Here is a 22,322-nt window from a genome sequence, read left to right as displayed (position 1 = left end):
GCACACAGATGGCAGAGCAATTAGAATTCTCAGTCCTGTCCTGATCAAAAAGATTCGGTCAACTTAATTTAATCGAATGCCAGGATCTTTACATCAAAATCTGCAAGATCCACAACTGGAACCCGAGCCGGCACTGGAACGAGATTTACACGTTTCTGGAACTCAGTTTGTGCCTGCCATGTTCCGGAATTGACCAGAAGGACATTTTTATAGCGCTGGACTCCCAGGGTATGGACGTGCCCGGTGTGAATAATATCAGGAACTGGATCAATTATAAAATAGTCTTTTTTCTCCGGGGATATGGAAACGCGGCTTCCGTATGTTGGAGCAAGATGCCTGCGCTTAAGCATTTCAAGGACTGCACCTGCAGGCTCATGATATGAAACTCCCGGAACACTTGCCACAAGATCATCAATCGACCTTCCGTGATAGATAAGTATTCGGATTCCATCAAGGTCCACAAGAGCAGGGTTGCCTACGAATGTGACATTTTCAGGAAAGTCCGCACAGATCCTCTCAGGCAGGGCAGGCTGCGGTTCTGCCTGGCGTACAGCATCATGGTTTCCGGGACTTATAATCACACGAATGTGTCTGGGAATTTCTTTAAAGTAATCGGCCGCTTTCCTGTACTGTTCATAAACATCAAGAATATCGAGTTCCATTTCCTGGTCAGGATAGATCCCAATTCCATCCACAAGGTCTCCTGCAACAACCAGATAACGGACCTGGGACGCGATCTCCCTCATCTCTTCAGAATCAGACTCTCCTTTTAAAAAATCCAGAAAATCCAGCCAGGCGTCTTCAAGAAACTGGGAACTTCCCACATGTACATCCGAAATAAGCACAACTTTTCCGTGGCTTCCTGTCCTGTGCTGTATACTGTTCGGGACATCAGGCTGAAGAATCTTTGTAGCAAGCATAAGGTTTCCGTCATTTGTAACCGAGCCTGTTACTCCGATAACCTCATCCAGAATAAGCCGCGAAGCCAGTTCGTAGAGTTCTTTATCGCTGTTCCGGATAAGGACTGAAAAAGAGCCTGTAGAGTCCTCCAGAGAAAGAATTTTGTGCCCATTATTGGTGCTGCTGATATCCGAAACAATCCCTATAATGGATAGCTCCTCATTACCGCCGTCTGATCCGCGCCTAAAACTCCTCTTCTTCAAACTTTCTATAGGGCGTGCATTCATCCTGCCCCTGAGGATTTCAGAGAGCTTGCTGTATCTATCTCTGAAGTATTGCACGAACTGCACATACTCTCCGACACAGGTTGAATGCCCGGTGATGTCGGAAAGCACTGTAATGGGGTTAAGGCCAGAAATATGCCTGACTCCTTCAGCTCTGGAACTTGAAGAAAGAGCTCCTTCATTTGAGAAAAAGGAGTCAGCTCTGGAAGCGCTTTTAAAAGCAGAAAACGATTTAGAGCCGGCCTCTCCGAAAAAAGAAGAAACCTGTTTTTCTATCCCGCCAGAAGATGGATAAACAGTACTGGCTAGAGAACCGTGGGCAGCAATATCAGAAGCAGGCTCCTGAGAAAAAGAGATGTCGGAATCTGTTACTGGATTGTTGTGAGGGATATCAAACCCTGAAACCACTTCCGTTTCAACACTCAAAGTTGATCCCTCTTCCTCGAGAGAGTCTGAAAGAGAACCAGGAGTTTTTACCTTTTCAGAATTATTTAACCTATCAGAATTTACGGGTTCTGAGGAAGGGGAGGAAATGACATCTGAAGGTTTATTTCCTGAAGACATATTTCCTGCGGACATGTTACCTGACTGTGCTCGAGAAAGTGTTAGCGAGGGAGATTCAGAAGCGTCAAAAGCCTTTTTCGAAGCTTCAAAACCTTTCAGATCGATATGTTCAGATTCAATAACAAAAATACAGTCATCAATAGTTGAAAGGACGTATTTTAGAAGGCTTTCAGGGGAAATACTTGATTTAATTAGCTCTACTGCTGAAGGGCTTATCTGATACCCTTCTTCTGTTACTGCCCTTACAATATCAATTTCATTCATAATTTCGACCTGATTACCCGACCTGGTCTCTTGACTGTCAGAATTTAATAGACCCTTACTCCATTATATCCAACAACTTGAAGTCAAAAGAATTAAGGGAAAGACCCATTTAAAATATAAAAAATAATCACATACAAAAATAATTCGATACAACCAGAATAATATTGTATAGTCCTGGTAAATTATTTTTATTCTCAATATTATCTGAGAACTTCTGTTATTACTATAATATCGGTATATGTACATTATATGTGTAATAATGCATAGTGCATGTACATTATATGTACATTATATGTGCAATAATGATAGTATATGTACAGTAGATTGAAGTATAATTAACATATAATTGCTAACGATCTTGATATAACCATTGATAACGTCCTAAGAATTATAGTAGGTACTTTTATAATATTACATGAGGACTGTTTAAGAGTCTGCCTGCCAGTTGTCTTTTTTACATTAGAATAAATAAATGTGTGTCTTCCTTTAACTGCCTGTATTACTCTGATACTAAGTAAAATATGATACTCTCAAAGAATTATTTATACTCCAGATTCTTTATATTCCAGATTCTTTATATTCCAGATTCTTTATACTCCAGATTCTTTATACTCCAGATTCTTTATATTCCAGATTTTTTTTTGTTTTCGGATTATACTAGAAACAAATTTCTGAACAACGTATCAAATCCTATGGAATTTCAGTCTATTTATTAAAAAGAAATCCATAAAAATAACATATCCAGATGATAAATTTTAATTTAATATAGGAGAAAAACAAATCATAAAAGCGAATATACTGAAAAGTCCTGGATTAAACAAAAAGTCCAGTAAAATTAAAAGCATAATAATTAGATTAATTAGACTAAATACATAATAACCTGGTTAAAAAATCTGGATATGGATTAAATACACGATGACCAGAAAATACACGATGACCAGATAGAATCTCGACATCAGATTAAACACATGTGTCAGATTAAATATCCAACAATTGGGTTAAATAAATTATAATCAATTAAATATTTAAAAATCGGATCATATGTTAATTAGATTAAATATACGATAACCGGATTCATACTAAAATATACGATAACCAGATTCATACAAAACATTAAAAAATATTGGTGATCTGATTAATAAAGTGCTGAAAAGGTTACAGACCGAATGAGATATAAATATAATACAGCACCAGAAGAATAAGACAAAGGGAATAAAGGCTTACTATGAGTAAAAATAATACACAAAAAAATACCCAGGAAGAAGAAAGTTTCCTGGTTTCCTTTGGAAAGGATTTGCTGTCGGTTGCGGCTGTCCTGATAGCCTTTATGGTTCTTTCCAAACTGGCATTCGGACTCTGGACCCCTATGGTTGCAGTGGAATCGGGAAGCATGGAACCTCATATGCAGGTAGGGGACATTATTTTCATAAAAAATATTGACAGGGTCGATCTTGTTACCAATCAAGAAGGAAAAAATTCAGACTATATGACCTTCGGAGACTATGGAGATGTGATTCTCTACCGACCTTATGGGGAAGACAGCATAACTCCCATAATACATAGAGCAATGTACAGAGTGGAAGCCGGAGAGCCTATGTGGGAAGACGGTCCTGTTGCCCCATATGCGGGATACATTACCAAGGGAGATAACCCTGTAACTAACAGGCACTATGACCAGGAAGGACAGATAAGCTACTACGTGCCTGTAAAGGATGAATGGATAATTGGAGTTGCAAGATACAGGATTCCTTACCTTGGACATATCAGGTTGCTCTTTTCATGAGCCCTTTGAACCACACAACCGTCAGCAAACAGAAATTCCATAATTTATATTTTTTTCAGATTCAATAATTGATGTTTTTCCTTCATTTTCAATAATTTACATTTGGGATTTAATTGTGAAGTTTAATTGATCTATCTCCAGCATCTTTAACTTCACTTATTTTTAACTTAATTTTAAGAAGCTATCCTTCCCAGCGTCTATTTGACCCTTTTCAGGATTCTTACGAAATCTTTTTGAGCTTCCGCAAATCCGGGTAGACCGTGAGTATTAATCCGTAAGTATAAATGTCTCCAGAATGAAGAGAAACCTGAAATAAAAATCAAAGATAGAATATAAAAACCAGTTCAAAATCGTAAGAAACATGAAACTTAAAAAACTGAAAATTGGCAGGAAAGAGCTTTCTGGAAACCTCCTTCTCGCACCTATGGCAGATGTAACAAATCTGGCTTTCAGGCTGCTTTGCAGGAGGTATGGAGCTGACCTTACATATACCGAGATGATAAATGTAGATGCTTTGCTCAATGAAAGCAGAAAGTCTTTCATTAAAGGGCTGAGCTCTGAGGAGGACAGACCTTTTGGAGTTCAACTCGTAGGAGGCTGTCCTGATAAGTTAAAAAGAGCTGCACTCTTTATTGAAGAAGAGTACAGGCCCGAGATTATTGATGTCAACATGGGCTGCCCCGCAAGATGTATTATAGGCGCTGGCTGTGGTTCTGCCCTTCTCAACTCTCCCGAACTTGTATATTCAATAATCTCGGAGCTGACAGAGTCACTTGACACTCCGGTCAGCGCAAAAATCAGACTCCTCGGAAGAGAGGAAAAAACGCTTGAAATTGCCCGCCTGATAGAAAAGGCGGGGGCATCAGCTGTGACCGTGCACGGCAGGACGGCAGCACAGATGTATTCAGGTAACTCGAATCTTGAGGGGATAAGAGCTGTCAAAAATGAACTTTCTATCCCGGTCATCGCAAACGGGGATGTAAAAGATGAAGAATCTGCAGAAAGGACGTTAGAATTAACAGGCTGCGACGGACTCATGATAGGACGTGCAGCAATGGGCAACCCATTTATATTCAAAAAAATCAGGCACTACCTGGAAACCGGCGAAAAGCTTGGAGCAGATAAGCCTTTCAGGCAGCTTGAGGATTTTAACTCTTATATTTCACTCCTTGAAGAACACAACCTGCTTTCATCCATAAACCTGAGAATGCACGCACACTGGTTTACCAAAGGACTTCGAGGCTCGCGGCATGTCAGGGAAAAAATCAATGGTTTGGAAGATGGAAAAGCCATAACTGAACTAATAAGAAGTTTTTGCCAGGAAATATATTAAAATATCTCTTTTTTGGAGCAAAGCTTTGTTTACAGCAACAAGGAAAGAAAACGTTGTTAATCGGCAGGTTAACCTGAAAACAATAATTATAAAACACCTAAAAAATAATTTCTGATTAGAAGTATTTATAAGTAATTTTACGACTTTCACCGAAAACCTAATAATAATCTACACTATTATCCATGAACTATCAGGCACCAAACGGCGTGAAGATACAATTAAGAATATATTAAATTCAAAATATTATGATCCAATAATATGAATACTTTCAGGTTCACAATTTTGCCGCCCAGAGTTTTGATTAGCGCAAGATCACTCTGGGTGTTTATAGTGTCTGACAAAACCCGGTTAAGAATTACATAGGGGTAAGTCAACCCCCTTAAACTGACAAGTATTATATATAGAAATTAACTTCAGGTTAACTCAATTAACAATAACTCAGTTAACAGCAGTGTGCTGACAACTAAATAATAAGTATGCCAAACAGACTGCCGAGAACAGTGAAAATTTCAAACAAATGATAGAAAACCTAAATTAAACCTTAAAAACGCATTATAAAGGAGAATCCAGATGAAGGAGATCAGAATACACGGTCGAGGAGGCCAGGGTTCTGTTACTGCTGCTGAAATGCTTTCTGTTGCAGCTTTTGAAGATGGAAAGTTCAGCCAGGCCTTCCCCGCTTTTGGGGTAGAGCGAAGAGGTGCCCCTGTGCAGGCATTCACAAGAATCAGTGACAGTCCAATAAGGCTCAGAAGTCAGATTTACGCCCCGGATTATGTTATTGTCCAGGATGCCACTCTGCTTGAAACTGTTGATGTTGCAAGCGGAATAAAAGATGACGGAATCATCATAGTTAACACCACAGAAAAGCCGGAGAGCCTCAAGCTTAATACGAAAGCAAAGGTAATGACCGTGGACGCTACAAAAGTAGCAATGGACGTTATGGGTATTCCTATCGTAAACACTGTCCTTCTCGGAGCTTTTGCGGGCGCAACTGGAGAGATTAATGTAGAGTCAATCCAGAAAGCCATAAGGGCTCGTTTTTCCGGAAAAATCGGAGAAAAGAATGCAAAAGCAATTCAGAAAGCCTATCAGCTGATCAGGGGGGAAAAAGAATGAGCTCTAAAACAGAACAGGACCGCAAAATTCGTCCAGAAGTGCTAAAAACAGATCCGGAAAAAAACGGTTTAAATATTTCGCGCTGCAGAACATGCAAGCCCGGTTCAACACTTAAAAACAAAACCGGTGGCTGGAGAAACTTCCGTCCCGTATATATTTACGAAAAATGTACCAAGTGCGGAATCTGTGAGATGGTATGCCCTGACATGTCTGTAAAGCCCAGAGAAGACGGCTTTTTTGAATATGATTATGATTACTGTAAAGGTTGCGGCGTCTGTGCAAATGAGTGCCCTGCAGACGCAATTGAAATGGTTCTGGAGGAGAAATAATGATTAATCCGGCATACAAGGGAAAAATGGTTGTTGTAGAAGGCTCCTATGCTGTGGCCCATGCTACAAAAATCTGCCGCCCAAATGTGATCTCAGCCTATCCGATTACTCCTCAGACTCATATTGTTGAAAACCTGTCTCAGTTCATGGCAGACGGAGAAGTCCCCAATTGTGAGTACATTAATGTGGAATCAGAATTCTCGGCAATCTCTGCCCTGGTAGGAGCCTCCGCAGTAGGCGCAAGAACCTATTCAGCCACCACCTCACAGGGGCTTCTGCTCATGCATGAAGTGCTTTTTAATGCTTCAGGAATGAGGCTCCCGATTATAATGACAGTGGCAAACAGGGCAGTTGGTGCTCCAATTAACATCTGGAACGACCACCAGGACTCAATTGCTCAGAGAGATACAGGCTGGCTTCAGCTCTATGTAGAAGATGTTCAGGAAGCTGCTGACACCCTTCCTCAGATCTACAAGATCGCAGAAGACAGTGACATCATGCTGCCAGGTATGGTCTGCATGGACGGTTTTATCCTGTCTCACGTCTACGAGCCTGTTGTCCTGCTTGAGCAGGAACTGACAGATAATTTCCTTCCACCTTTCCATCCCGAAAACATTCTTGACCCTGAAGATCCTCAGACTTTCGGAGCCTTTGCAGCCCCGGATACTTATGAGGAGTTCAGGTTCCTGCAGGAACAGGCAATGCAGAAAGCTCTTCCGAAGATTGAATCTGTTGCTAAGGAGTTCGAAGAAATTTTCGGCAGGTTCCATGGAGGGCTTGTTGACGGGTACCATCTCGATGATGCTGAAATAATAATCATGTCTATGGGCTCTATTCTAGGGACTGTTAAGGATGTTGTTGACCAGTACAGGACACGGGGAGAAAAGGTCGGTGTCTTAAAGGTCAGGTCCTTCAGACCTTTCCCGGTAGAGCAGATCCGCGAGGCTATTAAGAACGCCCACGCAGTAGTTGTGCTCGACAAGAACATTTCAATTGGTACAAATGAAGGAGCCCTCTTTACCGAAACAAAGTCCTGTCTCTATAACAGCAAGATCCGCGTCCCTGTAGTGGGTTATACTATTGGGCATGGGGGCCGTGACATTCGTGCGGAAAGCATCGCCAAGATTATTGAAGAAACCAAGAAAGTTGCAAAATCCGGAATAACGGTCGAGAGCCAGTTCCTGGATCTCAGGGAGGAGTTGCTATGAGTAAAGCTGCACCTAAAACATATCTTGCCTCCGGGCACAGCGGCTGTGCAGGATGCTGTGACGCCTTTGCCGCAAAGTTCACACTCATGGGCGCAGGCCCAAACTGTATTGTGGTTAACCCTACAGGCTGCCTTGAAGTAATGACCACTCCTTTCCCGAATTCTGCCTGGCAGGTTCCATGGATCCACTCCCTGTTTGAAAACGCAGGTGCAGTGGCTTCAGGTGTGGAAGCTGCCCTGATAGCCCTTGGCAAAAAGAATGATACCAAGGTCATATCAATAGGTGGCGACGGCTCTACTATGGACATAGGGATCAGGTCTCTCTCAGGCGCCTTTGAGCGCGGCCATGATTTCACCTATGTGTGCATGGACAACGAAGCTTACATGAATACAGGGATTCAGCGCAGCAGCGGAACTCCTTTCGATGCCAGTACAACGACAAGCCCTCCAGGAAAATTCTCTTTCGGAAATCCACGTCCAAAAAAGGATATGGTTGCCATTATGGCAGCCCATGGCTCTCCTTATGTTGCAACAACCTCAATCGGCTACCCGAGAGACATGATTCGTAAAGTCAAAAAAGCCACAGAAATAGTTGGCCCGACTTATATCCACGCCCATGCTCCCTGTACTACAGGCTGGGGTTTTGATACGTCTAAGACCCTGGAAGTTGCCAAGCTTGCAGTGGAAACCTGTCTCTGGCCCATGTACGAAATGGAAAACGGAGAAATCACACAGGTCAGAAAGGTCAAAGACCCGAAGCCAGTCGAGGATTATCTGAGAGTTCAGAAGCGCTTCAAACACCTCTTCACAATGGAAGGCGGTGAAGAAGAAATCAAGAAAATCCAGGCTATGGCAGATTGGAACATAAAACACTACGGACTTCAGTAAAAACTGAAGTTCTACTTTTTTGATTTATTTTATTTTCTTTCTTTTTGTTTTCTTATATTTCCTTTCAGTTTTTCTCTTCGGTTTTTAATTTTTCGATCGACTTCATAGCTTCAGCACCCGAATCTTACAACCACCTGACTGGTGGCGGAGCCTACGATAATCGAACCATTAGTGTGGGTAAAAATGTCGTAGAATCATTACAGAGTGGAGACTTTTCCTGTGGAAACATCGTCACTTTTTTTGCACTTGTAACAGTAGACGACACTCCAACAGCAGACAACTATGAACCTCAGACTAAACCCGATAGAAAAGAAACACGATTACTATATATAAATCAATAATCGGAGCCGATGAAGCCGGAATTGTAATCAACAAAGCTGGAGACATAATAGAATATCAGATAATTGTAAAGAATGAAGGCAATGCGAACCTGACAGGAGTTTCGGTAAGCGACCCGATGATTACACTGGCAGGCCCGATAGGAGACGATGTTGATCCTGGAGTGTTAAATTCGGGTGAGACCTGGAAATTCCTCGGAAACTATACGGTAACCAGCGAGGATATTAATACTAATGGTGGAGGAGACGGGTTCATAGAGAATAAGGCAACCGTAACCTGTAATGAGCTTCCAGAAGAGAGCAGCAGTGTGAAGCAGATGATCAAACTCTCTTCAGACCAGGGGGGATAATGGTGGAAGCGATGAAAACAAAGGAAACGGTGGAGACAATGACAGTAAAGATGACACTAAAAAGGGTGGAAACGGTGATAGCGCCCGTGTCATCCCCAGAACTTCCACCAGACCAGACGATGTGAACGGAAACACAGAGAAAGAAACTGGCAATATAGAGCTTGAACCTGATATTAAAAGCTTTGAGCAAAAAGACGGATATGTAGAGGCAGGTATTGAAAAGGAGCCAGAAAAGAAAGAAAACACAGGTATACCTGAGTTTTTAATCTATGGCATAATCGGGCTACTTGCAATATTCCTGCTTGTAAACCTGTATAAAAGAAAATAAAAATAGCATCAGATAAAAAAATTAAAACGGGTTTGATTTAGAAAATAACTGGATGAAGGCATAATTCCTGAAAGCATAATTCCTTCATCTAATTTACTAATTTTTATTCAGGGTCTAAATTAAATTGAGGAAATGATATCTTTTCTGGATTTGGGTAAATTCGAGTGAAAGATTTAAGCATTCGAGAATTGGGTAAAGGTATTTTTCCGAAATTTATTCTGACAGGCTTTACAATGAAATTAAGAACTTTCACAAGCTTATCGAAACAAAATATTCAACTTCAGAATTACCGGAAAAAATTTCATGTTGCTGGAAAATTTTACAATTAAAAGCTAAGAAGAGAAATAACCATTGTGAGCAAAATTAAAATCGATATGTTGATTGATGGTAGGCATCTGTTTTATAATGCCGTTTTTAAATTACCGTTTTTTAAATTACCGTTTTTTAAATTACCGTTTTTAAATTACCGTTTTTTAAATTACCGTTTTTAAATTACCGTTTTTAAATTACCGTTTTTTAAATTACCGTTTTTAAATTACCGTTTTTTAAATTACCGTTTTTAAATTACCGTTTTTAAATTACCGTTTTTTAAATTACCGTTTTTTAGGCTGCCGTTTTTCACAGATGCCTTGCACGCCAATGTCTTTGTATAAATATAAAGATACGGATGTACTGAAAATCAAATATAAACTTTTAGAGGTACTGTAAATTATTGAAAGAGTAATAAATGAAACTTAAATTGTAAAGACAAAAAGTTCAATAAACTGATAGAAAAAGGATAGAAAATGAATAATGAAGAGTAGAAAAAGGATAAGAAAAGGTAGAAAAAGAGTAGAAAGGAACAAAAAGAACTAAGAGAAGTAGAAAAAGAATAAGGGAAGGCAGAAAAAAAGTGAAAAAAATAGAAAAAAAGAAAGTTGCCTGGAAATTAAAGTTGCCTGGAAATTAAAGTTGCCTGGAAATTAAAGTTGCCTGGAAATTAAATATCAACAAGAGGCAGCTGTCTTCTGAGGTCTGGCAGATAACCTTCTCTGTGCAGAGCGATCTTATAATCACTTATTGATCTGCAAATTTTTTGTGTATATTTTATACAGTCTGTACCCACTTCCCCCTTAAACAGCAGTTTTTCAATCTTTTCGATGAATTCCGGATATGTAAATATAAGTTCCTCTTTAGTATGCAGGAAAAGGGCCGCAAAGTCCCTGTGGATGCCCATACTTCTTTTAAGCAACTCAACGTTAAGGTGGTCTTCCGAGAGGTAACTGTTGAACTTCACAAACGTGTAAAAGTCTGCGATATTCTGGTTGAGGGAGTTAAGTATCGAGTACAGCACATTGTCTGTTTCCGGAAGAGGAATATCCGGAAGGTTGAGGTTTTCACCGTCAAAAATTTCGTTCTCTTCTATATTTTGATCCCGGGTTGTTTCGCGGTCCATTTTATCACCCTGGTATGGCGTTTTATAGTTTAGATTTTATAATTAGTTTTTTAGTTCAGGCAGTCACGATTTAATGCCAGACGGAACAGGTATTTACGGAACAGGTATTTACCTTTTTAAGGTGGCTTTTCCGGATACACCTACTGGACCTGTATATAGGAGGCGCAAATATATCGGTTGAAGTGTATCCAAGTGATCTGCTCTGCGCAGGTTGCCTTAACCTCTGCAAGCATATCGCTTCCCCACTTGAAGCGGCTTTGAGGGATTTCACATGGAGCGTTGGACTCCGTTTTTGGATTTCATTTTTGAATTCCATTTTTAATTCCTTTTGGGAAACCGTTTTTACATTACTTATTTACATCACTTAATTACTCCAGAGATGCCGGTTTTAAAGCTGGTCCTGAAGTCGTATAATTTAAAATTGATTTAACGATTAGGCTTCTTGCATTTTACCATATATAAAATTATGTCTTAATAAAACTGACCAAATATAATTTTATAGAAATCTGTATACGGCTCTGCCAGAAAATATGTTCAAATATATTAATACTGATATATGCTGGAATAAATATTTGAGCTTTTATATTCCAACCCGTCCTGATTGAGAACCCTAAAAAATTAATTTTAGAATTTTTCAGCTTTTAAAAGCATTTTTGTCTTTGAACATTTCCGTCCCTACAGCTACAAACCCATAAACAAAACTTAACACCAGAATAATAGTGGCTCCTGACGGAACGTCCAGAATATAGGATAGACCTATTCCTGCGACACTGATAACAGCCCCAAAAGCGGTAGATATGAGCATCATTTTCTTCAGGTTATGAGTAAACTTGCGGCTAATAGTGGCAGGAATTGTTAGAAGAGCTATTACAAGGATGATTCCCACAACTTTGATAAGAACCACAATTGTAAGGGCAATAATACAGAGCAGGAAAAGGTAAAGTTTGTCAGTGGGAACGCCCTGCACAGTTGTAAACTCCTCGTCAAAACATAAAGCAAGGAACTCCTTATAAAATAGATAGACTGCACCTACTATGATGATATCAAGAGCCAGCATAAGATACAGATCCAGGCGGGGGACTGTAAGGATGTTTCCGAAAAGGTAGGTCATCAGATCCGGAGCATATCCTGGAGTGAGATAGACAAAAATAACTCCCAGAGCCATTCCAAGAGACCAGAGTATACCTATTGCACTGTCCTCAGGGATTTTTGACTTCTTGCTTACGGTACCCATAACGAGAGCTGACAGAAGGCTGAAAGGGAGGACTCCATACATTGGATTGATACCAAGGTAATATCCAAGTCCCACTCCTCCGAATGAAGCATGGGCAATTCCCCCGCTGATAAAGACAATCTTTTTAACAACAACATATGAGCCTATTATTCCGCAGGCAACACTTGCAAGGACTGCGGCTATAAGGGCGTTCTGGATGAAAGCATATTGAAGAAGATCAAACATTTTTCATTTCTCCTTTAGAGACTGTTTTTCGAACCTGATCCTTGATCTTCAGGGACTCTCTTTATGCCTCTCAAGAACTCTATGGGGCACTCCGTGAGCAATAAGTTCGACAGGACACTGGTAAGTAGCCTCCAGGTCTTCAACCGGGATCTCTTTTGAATTATGGTAATGAAGAGTACGGTTCAGGCAGGCTATCCTGTCCACATAGACAGAAACTGCGCTGAGGTCATGTGTGACCATAATGATCGCCATTTCCTGCTTGAGCCTGTTCAGGAGCCTGTAGAGTTCGTCCTGCATATGGGGATCAAGCCCGGAATTAGGCTCGTCCAGAAGCAGGAGTTTGGGGTTTGTGGCAAGTGCACGGGCAATAAAAACCCTCTGCCGCTGCCCACCTGAGAGCTGCCCTATCTGCCTGTCCTTAAGATTAAACATCTCCACGGTTTTCAGAGCTTCTTCAGCAGCTTTTTTGTCTTCCTCACTGTACTTTTTCAGAAAACCCGTATGGCTCATCCTTCCTGTCAGGACTACTTCCCATACGCTGATAGGAAAATCAAAGTCAAAGCGTCTGTACTGAGGGACATATCCTACAAGGTCTCTGCTTTTTTCGGGAGGCTTCCCAAAGATCTTCACATTGCCTTTATAAGGCTTCAGGAGCCCGAGGAGCACTTTGAGGAGTGTGGTCTTTCCTCCTCCGTTAGGTCCAATTATCCCGAGCAGCCCATTAGGCTCTTTTAATTCCAGATTCACGGCTTCAAGGATTATCTGGTTTCCATAGCGAGCCCAGACATCCTCCAGCTCTATAACCTTCTCCATTAACCTTCCTTCAGATTATCGTTTTTATCTTATCCCGAATTATGTTCTTTTTATATTTAGATGTAGAACCTGAACAACGATTTTATCAATAATTTAAGTGAAAGCCTGTTCACGATATTACACCAGGTTTCTGGCAAAGATATCAGAGACGCTGTCCATATTCTCAATATAATTCTTTGCCAGAGGATCAACAGCTACAACTTCTCCTCCGATTTCCTGAGCTAAAACTTCCGCGCTCCTCGTGCTGAACTGAGCCTGGACAAAAATAACTTTGACATCCTTTTCTTTTGCAAGGTCCACAAGTTCAGTAAGATCCTGTGCACTCGGCTCTTTTCCTTCAATTTCGACGGAGATCATGTTAAGCCCATAATCTGCAGCAAAATAGCCCCAGGAAGGATGATAAACCATGAAATTTTTTTCTTCTTTTCCTTCAAGTTTTTCCCGGATCCTCGTATCCAGAGCATCCAGCTCTTCAAGATAAGCATCTCTATTCTGGGCATAATAAGCTTCATTTTCAGGATCGAGCTCTACAAGCCCTTCATAAATCTCTTCGACCATTATCTTTGCATTTGAAGGGGATGTCCATATATGAGGGTCCAGTTCTTCATGATTCCCCTCACTTTTGTTTTCATGCCCGGTTTCCAGCTCCTCATCATGTCCTTCTTCCCCTTCATGATGGTGATATCCTTCAAGCTTTTTCAGTTCGATTCCTTCAGAGCAGTTTATAATGAGAGTATCGCTATTCATAGACTCGAACCTGTCAATCCAGACTTCTTCAAAAGGCATCCCAACCCCTACTGTTAATAACATGCTGGCTTTGCTGATTTCCTTGACTTCCTTTGGAGAAGGTTCATAAGTATGAGGATCTGCCCCGGAAGGAACTATAACAACTGTTTTTACCCTGTCTCCTCCGACTTTTTCTACGAACTCAGCTTGAGGGACAACGCTTACGGCAACTATTATGGGTTCTTCGTTTCCTGAAATTTCAGCTCCCTGTCCTGTACTCCTATTATTCCCTGAATCTCCGGCATCCGTACATCCACTTACGAAAATACTCAGACCAACAATCAGAATTACCAGCAGAGGTATGATTTTTAATTTCATTGTTAAACTCCTTTATAATTTCAATTTTGTTCTTTGGCGCAGTTAATTTTTTTTGAAGATCAGATGGAACTGACATATAAAAGATAAATTTGATAGCACCCAAAAATTTGATTTATTCGAGGCATATTTTGGCATAACACCAAACTTATATCAGGACCGGGTAAAAGTCGTCATCCAGATCTGATCCAGACTGGGAATCATTAATGGTGATGCTCCTCAGGAAAACATTTCTCGTGGCTTATTTCTCCGCAGACGCCAACCATCGGATGGCCCATTGAACTGCAAATTTTGTTTACCGAATTCCTGGAAACAAAAGCTTCAAAACGAGAAACTTCAGCACATGCTTCCTCTGTAGAAAGACCGTAATGAGTAAAGAGAAGGCTCAAAATCCTGTGCCTCCGAACAAGAAATTCTGCATATGCCTTTCCCATGTCAGTCAGGTCCACACCCCTGTATGGAACATGGTTCAGATAGCCAGCAGTTGCAAGTTCATTTAAAGTTTTGCTTGTTGTTGAAGGGTCGACCTGCAGGCAGGAGGAAATTTCTGTAGTCTTTACAGTGCCTCTTTTTTCAAAAATAAATTTGAGGTAATCTACCTTCCTTGGAGAGAGCTCAAGGCCTGTAAACTCTGGATAATTCTGCTCATTCATATAGAGAAATATAAAAAACTGGTATTTATTGTTTATCATACACCAAATTAAAAGCTAAAACTTTTACTATATCAAAATTTGAGAGAATCCACGGACTCCGGGCTAAAACAAAATACAGAATATAAATACAGAATACAAAATATAAAATATAAATACTAAATATAAATGAAAACAGGATGAAAAATATAAAAAACTACAGAATAAATGAAAATATAATGTAAAAGAAAACACATAGCATAAAAATTAATTATTAAAAAATATCTAATACTACAAATAAGATATAAAATTCTTTAAAAAATATCAGTAAAAGAAAAAATATATTCCGGAGACGATCAGAAAGCTTACTACTCCCATAAGGGCGTTTCCAAGTGTATTTGACCTGAAAACCTCAGAGGGTGTCAGTTCTGCGAGTTCTCCGAAAATCCAGAAAAACGGGTCATTAACGTGTGAAATCATAAAAGTGCCTGAAGCCATTGAAAGGATCAAAATTTCCGGAGGGAGTCCAAGCTCAGGGACAAGGGGGAGTAAAAGGGACGGAGCGACGAGCATCGTTACAACTCTTGAGCCCTGCACTGTTTGGAGGGCTGCTGCAACAAGAAAAGGCACAAGAATATGAGGCAGGTTGAACTGCAGGAAAAACTTTCCAAGGGCTTCCCCTGCTCCTGTCATGGCAAGAGTTGCACCAAGAGCTCCACCCCCACAAAGGTCGAGCAGGACAACACCGCTTCTTTTTATGGCTTTTTCGACCTGGACCCTTATCATTGGGAGTCCCAGCACTCTCCCGGAAAAAATAGAAAGAAGGACCCCAATAAGTAATGCAACATTCGGATTTCCCAGAAAGGTGAATAGAGTATTAGGATTATTTAATACAGCCTCGAAAAGGATGAGAAATAGAGGAATAAAAATCGGAGCATAAGCTTCAAACCTGCCTGGTTTTCTATTTTCTGTCCTTTGCAACGCACCATTTTCCTGTGACCGGTCTTTTTTCTCCTTTACAATGGTTTTTTCCCGTATTACCCCACCCTCATTCATTCCGGAAACTTCAGCCTTTCCAAGCCTCCTCGCATAAAGATATCCTGAAAAAGAAGTGGGAACAGCGGTAAGAAATCCCAGTAGAATAAGCATATCCCTGTTTGCTGAAAGTTCTTCTGCTGCCGAAATGATCACAGGGGAAGGATAAACCAGATTAAATGAAGCAACGGCTCCCAATGCAAGTGCAGTTGCAGTGGAAATCGGGGGGTAATTGAGCCTGGAAGACAGTTCTTTTGCTATCGGGATAAAGATAACGTAAGCAAGGATATAGCACATTGTTGGCACGGAAAAAAGAAATCCAAGAAAGCTCAGGGCAAGCAGGGGATTTTTGAAAAAGCGCGTAATGTCAGAAGCTATTAAAGACATTCCCCCGGTTTTCTGGAGCAGAAGTCCGATGATGCTCCCACTCGTAATAATAATGGCAAAACGGGAAAAAACGCTTCCCAGTCCTTCAGTAACTGCTTCGATAGTACGTATGGGCTCTCCTGCAAGAATCCCTGTTAGAAGAGATACAAGAACAAGGCTAAGGAAAGGGTGAAGCCTGAATTTTGCCGTAAAAAGCAGTATGGCTATAAGTGCGAAAAGGAAAATGAGGACAGGATGCATCATATTCCGGCTCTTATGGAATTATAAATTGCTGATAATGGGAAATGAATCCCGGTATATCTTACTTATAGACTCTTAAGTGTTCTCCTCCGGAGATTCCTTGAAAGATGAAGAGGGAGATGATGATGAGTAAGAACTGGACGGAGAGGAAGAAGAGGAGAGGGAAGGAGAAGAGGAAGAAGAACTGAAAGAAGAACTGGAAGAAGAAAGCTGGTTCAGTTCATCAACCTCTTCTTCTCCAAGAACCCTTGCAAGGTTAAGGAGAATAAGAAGCCTGTTACCTGCTTTTCCAACTCCGGTCAAATATTCCGAATTAATTTTTGATTTAATCATATCCGGAGTGGACTCGATAGAGGAAAGGGGCAATTTTAATATACCGTTCACGGAATTCACAAGCATTCCTATTGTCGTATCTTTAACTTTAACTATAATAATTTTAGAAAGGCTGTCACTTTCTCTGGGGCTGAAACCAAGGCGCCGGTTGAGGTCTATTACCACGACAATTTTTCCCCTCAGGTTAATAAGCCCTTTTACACATTCCGGAGCCTGAGGAATCCGGGTGATTTTCGAAATCGGAATGATTTCGGAGACCTGCATGATATCAACTCCGAATTCTTCTCCTGAAAGTTCAAAACTCACCAGCTGAAGTGATTCTTCAGAGGATGATGAACTTTCCTTTTCTATCGTATCCTCAAACATTTCAATTCCCCGGGGGCTTCAGATTTTAAGCGGCTTACTGGCCCAATCCGTTTTATCCAGAATCATTTAATCAGTTGTTAGACAACCCGTCTCAGTAGACCTTATTTGACAAGTTTTTTAGCCTGAAATATTTAACTGATTCGTTTTAGCCAGCCTTATTTAACCAGTTCGGTGGGCTGAAACATTTAGTCAGAAATATTTTCTGACTCACCTTTCGAATTTCCGAGCCTGAACTTTTCAGTGGCTTTTTTCATCTTCTCGCCAAGCAAAGAGAGGTCGTTAGCCATGCTGGCAAGCTCAGCCATTGAGGCGCTCTGCTCTTCCAGGGCTGCGGCAGTTTCCTGAGTCCCTGCAGCGGATTGTTCGGATATGGAAGATATATCCTCCAGTGTAGAGGTGATTTCTTCAATTGACGCGGACTGCTCTTCTGTGGCGGCTGCAACATCCTCTATCATATTGGTGATCTCGTTGATTGTGGAAACGATCCCTGTAACCATCTCGACCTCTTCACTGACTGATAATGAACCATTCTTTACATTCTTCTTACTTGCATCTATACTTTCAACCGTATCACTGATGCTTTCCCTGATTTCATCAATCAATCTGGAAATATCCTTAGCTGCGGTTCCGGACTCTTCAGCAAGTTTGCGGACTTCATCAGCCACCACGGAAAATCCTCTGCCGTGTTCCCCTGCACGTGCAGCTTCAATTGCGGCATTCAATGCAAGCATATTGGTCTGGTCTGCAATCCTTGTAATCAGAGTTATAATTTCATTTATTTGTTGAGATTTTGAGTCAAGATCCTTTATAACAATTTCAGTTTCATCGACAGAAGAACTTATAAGGTCCATTTTTAACAGGACATCCCTGGAGACATTTCCAATATTATAAACGGTATCATTTACCAGATTTGTGCTTTTAGAAACTTTCTGCGTATTATCCGCAATTTCCTGAATATTATGGGTCATATCCTGCATCGCATGAGTTATATCAATAATTTTCGTGCTCTGTACTTCTGCCCCGTTAGATATCTCGGCTGCTGTTTCTGAAATTCTCCTTGATGCAGATGCTACTTCTTCGGAAGAGGCAGACATTTCTTCCGAAAGTGTGGCAAGATGCAGTGATCCTTCCTGAATTTCTTTAATCAAGCTGCACAGGTTTTCAACCATCGCTTTAAAAGCCTCCGAGAGCTGAAAGATCTCGCTTCTGGAGGAACCTTTAATATCAACGTCAAGGTTTCCTTCAGAAACCATATCAGAAGCCTCAAGCAGTTCGTTGATGGGCTTTCTGTAAATATTCATAATTACAAAAACAAGTAAACCGCCGATAAGCAATGAAAGGAAAGTTACCAGAAAAATTTTGTTTACGGAATTTGTAATTAGCACATCCAGTTTTTCTTTCTGGTCAGCACTGGCGGCTTCAGCCACTTCTCCAACTCTTGTGGCTATAGACATCATATTTTTCTCTTCGAGCGTTTTTCTTTCTTCCAGAACCTTAAATTGCTCGAAATCTGCCTGGAAATCTTCGGCACTTCTAAGTATCTCATTCCCTGCAGCAATATTTTCCGGCCTATCCATCCTCCTGTTTAAGTCTGTAGAAAGTTCAATAATTTCTTCCATAAACACATTGAAATTATCTGCATATTGCTGGTCGGGGCTCATAGCATAATTTTGATACTCATTTTGAGCTTTCATTGTCAGTACAATTATCCTTTGAGCGCTCTCGGCATTGGAAAATTTTTTCTCGAGGGTCTCATTTGAGTACCCGGCCTCAAATTCCTCTCTGTACTGGACCATCTGATTTTTAGAAAGCTTATCTGCGTTTATGATTAGAATTTCACTATCATTAACAAGTTTACTCCTTACCTTAGCCTGTTCGTCTTCTGCTTCAACATATCTGTTAAAAGTTTCATTGAATTCCCTGGAAGCTTCAAGGACAAGATCCATTCTGTCACGGTTCTCAGGGTCAAGGTAGCCTATGTATATCACTTTGGATATCTCTGCCTGTGTGGGCACAAAACTGAGATAATGATAAACTTCTTTTTTGTAGGCAGGATCGCCGTGAATAACATAGCTTTCTTCAGCTTGCAGGGCGTCCTGCATATTATTCATGATAAAAGTCATATTCTGGATAGCCCGGCTCTTCTTATCAACTTCGTTCATGCCCTGATAACCTGTATAACCTACAAAAAAGATCAAAATCAGGAGTAGGGCAAACCCTATCACTACATGCCCTATTTTTGTACTTTTATACATCTTTTTTCACCCGTGCTTCCAGCATCTTAACTTCTGTAGTCTATCTGCCTAAAACCGGATACAGATAATACCTGTAAAAGGCAGAGACACACATCTTCAGAAGGCTTTTATCCAGATTTCCCAACAACTGCTCAATATAGATTATTTAAGAATTCATAAATATTATGATCCTTTAAAAGAGTAAGAAACTTAAAGGGTAAAAACCTCAAATAATGGGGGAACCGAATAACCAGTTTCATCAGAAGTGTTACTTCTGAAGTATACTCAGGATAACTTAATGGGGAGAACTCATTACTGTAAGAAACTCCTTGACCTGCGATCCAAATCTATCAAAATTAATAGGTTTGGAAAGAACTGCATGACATCCGGCTTTAAGAAATTCCTGTCTACTTTCAGGATCACAATTCCCTGTGACAGCAACCACCTTTATACTTTCTGTATCAGGATTGCACTTTATCTGCTGAAGCAGCTCAAGTCCATGCATTTTTGGGAGTTCCATATCCATCAGTATGAGATCAACTTTAACCTTGCTGAGGACTTCCAGTGCTTCAAAGCCGTTTTTTGCCTTTATCGGGTCATATCCGCAGGACTTCAGAAGGTCGGATTCAACAACAAGATTAAGCAAGTTATCCTCAACAATCAGGATTTCAGGCATTTAATCACTCCTGTATCTGCTTGAAGAATTCTCTGATTGGGTCCTTCATACAGAGGTACTTATTTTAAAGAAATTTTTATTCTAAAGAGGGTATTTTTCTGAATCTAGTTTCGCAATTAGTAGGGGATAAACTTCTCAATTATCTAACTTCTTAACTATAGGAAATAAATATCCGATTAATCTGATAAAATTCCATTAAATATTCTTACAGCTTTCTATGGAAAGCGGATGTGTTCCGTACTACCCTTCTGGATATAAAATTTAAGCATAAATTTTAAGCATAAATTTTAAGATTTAAATGTAAATGGGCTGGGATTTAAAAGCCTAAGTACAAACACCTGCAACTAAATTTTAACACTAAGTAAAGGAATTCAGTGCAAAAACAAGTCATTTAGTTCCAGTGTGATTCTTTGTATGGAAATAATGTTGATTCTTTGTATGGAAATAATGTTGATTCTTTGTATGGAAATAATGTTGATTCTTTGTATGGAAATATTACGTGAGAGTCAATTCCCCAACTTATAAAAACAATATAAATCCCCGTAGAATATAAAGTTATTTATTAAGATATATAACATTATTTTAATATAAAGATTGAAAATAGGATAGTTGATGCTTGGTTAGATAATTTTTATTTAGGCAATCCTTACTTAGATTTTAGATAATTTTATTTAGGTAATCCTTACTTAGATTTTAACAATCTTTACTTAGATTTAGATAATCCTTACTTACATGATTCTTATTCACATATATGCTAAGGCAGAGCCAGCTCTATATTTTATAAAAAGAGCTCTTTCAAATCTTCCACCGGTTCTATGCAACCGAGACAGACGGCTTTGAATAAATATAGACAAAGAATAATAAAATTTTACTAAAATTTATTAACACACAAAAAGCCAGAATAGAAGCAGACAAAAACAAAAAAAATTGACGAAGATAATTAAAAAAGTTTAATATAGCTGTTTTCGTATATACTTTTTCATATTAAGAAAAAAGAATTGATAATCAGAAAAACTTGTGTTAACTGTATATGTTAGCATGTATGCATCTTCTTAAAAATTCTCTGATTTCATTCCAGCTAAAAACTTTCAGTTACTGTTTAACACAAATTTTCAGTAATCATCTTAGAGATTCAACGTTAATAAAGATTCCAAGTTGTTGAAATTCTAAGCATTTAATTCTGAACTATTTAAATTCTGAACTATTTAAATTCTGAACTATTAAATTCCAAGTTACTGAAATTCTAAATTGTTATTTTCGAGATCGTTCTCTGTTAATAACAGGTTTGAAAAATAAAAACGCGATTATAAATCGGCATGTTTATACTGAATTCGAAAGTATTTTTAAAATGAAATACGGTCAGGGAACTTCAAAAATCACTGGATTTAAATAAAAAATAATATTTAACATAGAAGTGAAAAGTAATACGCACACAAAAACTGTCACTTACTTAGCAAAAATAGGAAGGTTTAGAATGGCAAGGGTAATGATCGTGGACGATGCCGAATTTATGCGAATGGTAATTAGAGATATCCTCCTGAAGCACGGACACGAGGTGGTTGCCGAGGTAAGTGATGGAGAAGAAGCAGTTCAGACGTATCTGGAAGTAAAACCTGATCTTGTGTTAATGGACATAATAATGCCTGATATGGATGGCAAGGAAGCGCTACAAAAACTTCTTTTAATAGATCCTGCCGCAAAAGTGGTAATGTGTTCTTCTCTTGGGCAGCAGGCTCTGATAACCGAATCTATGAAAATAGGAGCTATGGGTTTTATAGTGAAACCTTTTGAGCCGGAAAGCATGCTTGATGTAATTAGAAAAATAGCCGAACCAAATTAACCTGCCAGACTAACTTAACCTTGCAGAACCAGGTTACATTGAAAAACCAGATTTACCCTGCCAAATAAAATAACTTTACCAGATAAG

The 22,322-nt window shown here is 39.7% G+C and carries 20 protein-coding genes; 10 read left to right on the top strand and 10 right to left on the bottom strand.

Translation table 11 applies throughout. From position 1 onward, the window contains the following. Positions 1-68 precede the first annotated feature (68 nt). A complete protein-coding gene (locus M886_RS04115) occupies positions 69-2,012 on the bottom strand; it encodes a DNA-directed DNA polymerase II small subunit (RefSeq protein WP_011033291.1) in 1,944 nt (647 codons plus the stop codon). Between the two features lie 1,225 nt (positions 2,013-3,237). Between M886_RS04115 and M886_RS04110 the strand changes: the two genes are divergently transcribed. The 9 genes from M886_RS04110 to M886_RS19040 all read left to right on the top strand — a co-directional run bounded on the left by M886_RS04110 (position 3,238) and on the right by M886_RS19040 (position 9,687). Further along, positions 3,238-3,795: a S26 family signal peptidase gene (locus M886_RS04110; RefSeq protein ID WP_011033290.1), complete on the top strand. Its 558-nt coding sequence runs from the start codon at positions 3,238-3,240 to the stop codon at positions 3,793-3,795. A gap of 361 nt (positions 3,796-4,156) precedes the next feature. Continuing rightward, positions 4,157-5,128: a tRNA dihydrouridine synthase DusB gene (dusB, locus tag M886_RS04105; RefSeq protein WP_048037532.1), complete on the top strand. Its 972-nt coding sequence runs from the start codon at positions 4,157-4,159 to the stop codon at positions 5,126-5,128. A gap of 570 nt (positions 5,129-5,698) precedes the next feature. Beyond that, a complete protein-coding gene (locus M886_RS04100; RefSeq protein ID WP_015411749.1) occupies positions 5,699-6,247 on the top strand; it encodes a pyruvate ferredoxin oxidoreductase subunit gamma in 549 nt (182 codons plus the stop codon). Next, positions 6,244-6,576: a pyruvate synthase subunit PorD gene (gene porD / locus M886_RS04095; protein ID WP_015411748.1), complete on the top strand. Its 333-nt coding sequence runs from the start codon at positions 6,244-6,246 to the stop codon at positions 6,574-6,576. The genes M886_RS04100 and porD overlap by 4 nt, the downstream gene beginning before the upstream one ends. After that, on the top strand, positions 6,576-7,784 hold the full coding sequence (porA, locus tag M886_RS04090; protein WP_048050705.1) for a pyruvate synthase subunit PorA: 1,209 nt from the start codon (positions 6,576-6,578) through the stop codon (positions 7,782-7,784). The genes porD and porA overlap by 1 nt, the downstream gene beginning before the upstream one ends. Further along, positions 7,781-8,671: a pyruvate synthase subunit PorB gene (gene porB / locus M886_RS04085; RefSeq protein ID WP_011033285.1), complete on the top strand. Its 891-nt coding sequence runs from the start codon at positions 7,781-7,783 to the stop codon at positions 8,669-8,671. Before porA ends, porB begins: the two co-directional genes overlap by 4 nt. A gap of 319 nt (positions 8,672-8,990) precedes the next feature. Beyond that, positions 8,991-9,359 (top strand): DUF7507 domain-containing protein, encoded by a 369-nt coding sequence (locus M886_RS19570; protein WP_449288743.1) that lies wholly within the window; start codon positions 8,991-8,993, stop codon positions 9,357-9,359. A 2-nt stretch (positions 9,360-9,361) separates the two neighbouring features. Continuing rightward, on the top strand, positions 9,362-9,484 hold the full coding sequence (locus tag M886_RS19295; protein ID WP_268745848.1) for a hypothetical protein: 123 nt from the start codon (positions 9,362-9,364) through the stop codon (positions 9,482-9,484). Beyond that, on the top strand, positions 9,481-9,687 hold the full coding sequence (locus M886_RS19040; RefSeq protein ID WP_048050703.1) for a hypothetical protein: 207 nt from the start codon (positions 9,481-9,483) through the stop codon (positions 9,685-9,687). Before M886_RS19295 ends, M886_RS19040 begins: the two co-directional genes overlap by 4 nt. Before the next feature lie 979 nt (positions 9,688-10,666). Here M886_RS19040 and M886_RS04070 read toward each other — a convergent pair. The 9 genes from M886_RS04070 to M886_RS04025 form a co-directional block, all read right to left on the bottom strand. Further along, positions 10,667-11,122 carry a hypothetical protein gene (locus tag M886_RS04070; RefSeq protein WP_011033282.1) on the bottom strand — a complete coding sequence of 152 codons (456 nt, stop codon included), beginning with the start codon at positions 11,120-11,122 and terminating at the stop codon, positions 10,667-10,669. A gap of 634 nt (positions 11,123-11,756) precedes the next feature. After that, on the bottom strand, positions 11,757-12,581 hold the full coding sequence (locus M886_RS04060) for a metal ABC transporter permease (RefSeq protein ID WP_048050702.1): 825 nt from the start codon (positions 12,579-12,581) through the stop codon (positions 11,757-11,759). Between the two features lie 48 nt (positions 12,582-12,629). Further along, the gene (locus M886_RS04055; RefSeq protein ID WP_048050701.1) at positions 12,630-13,394 is read right to left on the bottom strand and encodes a metal ABC transporter ATP-binding protein; all 765 of its coding nucleotides are present in this window, start codon (positions 13,392-13,394) and stop codon (positions 12,630-12,632) included. Between the two features lie 117 nt (positions 13,395-13,511). After that, on the bottom strand, positions 13,512-14,498 hold the full coding sequence (locus tag M886_RS04050) for a metal ABC transporter solute-binding protein, Zn/Mn family (protein WP_011033279.1): 987 nt from the start codon (positions 14,496-14,498) through the stop codon (positions 13,512-13,514). A 200-nt stretch (positions 14,499-14,698) separates the two neighbouring features. Further along, positions 14,699-15,148 carry a metal-dependent transcriptional regulator gene (locus M886_RS04045; RefSeq protein ID WP_011033278.1) on the bottom strand — a complete coding sequence of 150 codons (450 nt, stop codon included), beginning with the start codon at positions 15,146-15,148 and terminating at the stop codon, positions 14,699-14,701. A gap of 300 nt (positions 15,149-15,448) precedes the next feature. Continuing rightward, positions 15,449-16,786 carry a GntP family permease gene (locus tag M886_RS04040; RefSeq protein ID WP_048050700.1) on the bottom strand — a complete coding sequence of 446 codons (1,338 nt, stop codon included), beginning with the start codon at positions 16,784-16,786 and terminating at the stop codon, positions 15,449-15,451. Positions 16,787-16,861: 75 nt separating this feature from the next. Further along, a complete protein-coding gene (locus M886_RS04035; protein ID WP_048050699.1) occupies positions 16,862-17,485 on the bottom strand; it encodes a chemotaxis protein CheW in 624 nt (207 codons plus the stop codon). A 185-nt stretch (positions 17,486-17,670) separates the two neighbouring features. Further along, complete coding sequence (locus tag M886_RS04030) at positions 17,671-19,740, bottom strand: methyl-accepting chemotaxis protein (protein WP_015411742.1); 2,070 nt, start codon at positions 19,738-19,740, stop codon at positions 17,671-17,673. A gap of 274 nt (positions 19,741-20,014) precedes the next feature. Further along, positions 20,015-20,395, bottom strand: coding sequence for a response regulator (locus tag M886_RS04025; RefSeq protein WP_011033274.1), 381 nt, complete (start codon positions 20,393-20,395; stop codon positions 20,015-20,017). 1,474 nt (positions 20,396-21,869) lie between these two features. Between M886_RS04025 and M886_RS04020 the strand changes: the two genes are divergently transcribed. Continuing rightward, positions 21,870-22,235, top strand: coding sequence for a response regulator (locus tag M886_RS04020; RefSeq protein WP_015411741.1), 366 nt, complete (start codon positions 21,870-21,872; stop codon positions 22,233-22,235). The last annotated feature ends 87 nt before the right edge of the window (positions 22,236-22,322 follow it).

Source organism: Methanosarcina soligelidi (assembly GCF_000744315.1).
GTDB lineage: Archaea > Halobacteriota > Methanosarcinia > Methanosarcinales > Methanosarcinaceae > Methanosarcina > Methanosarcina mazei.
This window is presented reverse-complemented; position numbering and strand designations above follow the sequence as displayed.

Coding starts and splice junctions, on each gene's coding strand:
- M886_RS04050 (WP_011033279.1), bottom strand. CDS start 14,498: ATGAAATTAAAAATCATACCTCTGCTGGTAATTCTGATTGTTGGTCTG.
- M886_RS04115 (WP_011033291.1), bottom strand. CDS start 2,012: ATGAATGAAATTGATATTGTAAGGGCAGTAACAGAAGAAGGGTATCAG.
- M886_RS04025 (WP_011033274.1), bottom strand. CDS start 20,395: ATGCCTGAAATCCTGATTGTTGAGGATAACTTGCTTAATCTTGTTGTT.
- M886_RS04040 (WP_048050700.1), bottom strand. CDS start 16,786: ATGCATCCTGTCCTCATTTTCCTTTTCGCACTTATAGCCATACTGCTT.
- M886_RS04020 (WP_015411741.1), top strand. CDS start 21,870: ATGGCAAGGGTAATGATCGTGGACGATGCCGAATTTATGCGAATGGTA.
- M886_RS04070 (WP_011033282.1), bottom strand. CDS start 11,122: ATGGACCGCGAAACAACCCGGGATCAAAATATAGAAGAGAACGAAATT.
- M886_RS04055 (WP_048050701.1), bottom strand. CDS start 13,394: ATGGAGAAGGTTATAGAGCTGGAGGATGTCTGGGCTCGCTATGGAAAC.
- M886_RS04030 (WP_015411742.1), bottom strand. CDS start 19,740: ATGTATAAAAGTACAAAAATAGGGCATGTAGTGATAGGGTTTGCCCTA.
- porA (WP_048050705.1), top strand. CDS start 6,576: ATGATTAATCCGGCATACAAGGGAAAAATGGTTGTTGTAGAAGGCTCC.
- M886_RS04110 (WP_011033290.1), top strand. CDS start 3,238: ATGAGTAAAAATAATACACAAAAAAATACCCAGGAAGAAGAAAGTTTC.
- porB (WP_011033285.1), top strand. CDS start 7,781: ATGAGTAAAGCTGCACCTAAAACATATCTTGCCTCCGGGCACAGCGGC.
- M886_RS04035 (WP_048050699.1), bottom strand. CDS start 17,485: ATGTTTGAGGATACGATAGAAAAGGAAAGTTCATCATCCTCTGAAGAA.
- M886_RS04100 (WP_015411749.1), top strand. CDS start 5,699: ATGAAGGAGATCAGAATACACGGTCGAGGAGGCCAGGGTTCTGTTACT.
- M886_RS04045 (WP_011033278.1), bottom strand. CDS start 15,148: ATGAATGAGCAGAATTATCCAGAGTTTACAGGCCTTGAGCTCTCTCCA.
- porD (WP_015411748.1), top strand. CDS start 6,244: ATGAGCTCTAAAACAGAACAGGACCGCAAAATTCGTCCAGAAGTGCTA.
- dusB (WP_048037532.1), top strand. CDS start 4,157: ATGAAACTTAAAAAACTGAAAATTGGCAGGAAAGAGCTTTCTGGAAAC.
- M886_RS04060 (WP_048050702.1), bottom strand. CDS start 12,581: ATGTTTGATCTTCTTCAATATGCTTTCATCCAGAACGCCCTTATAGCC.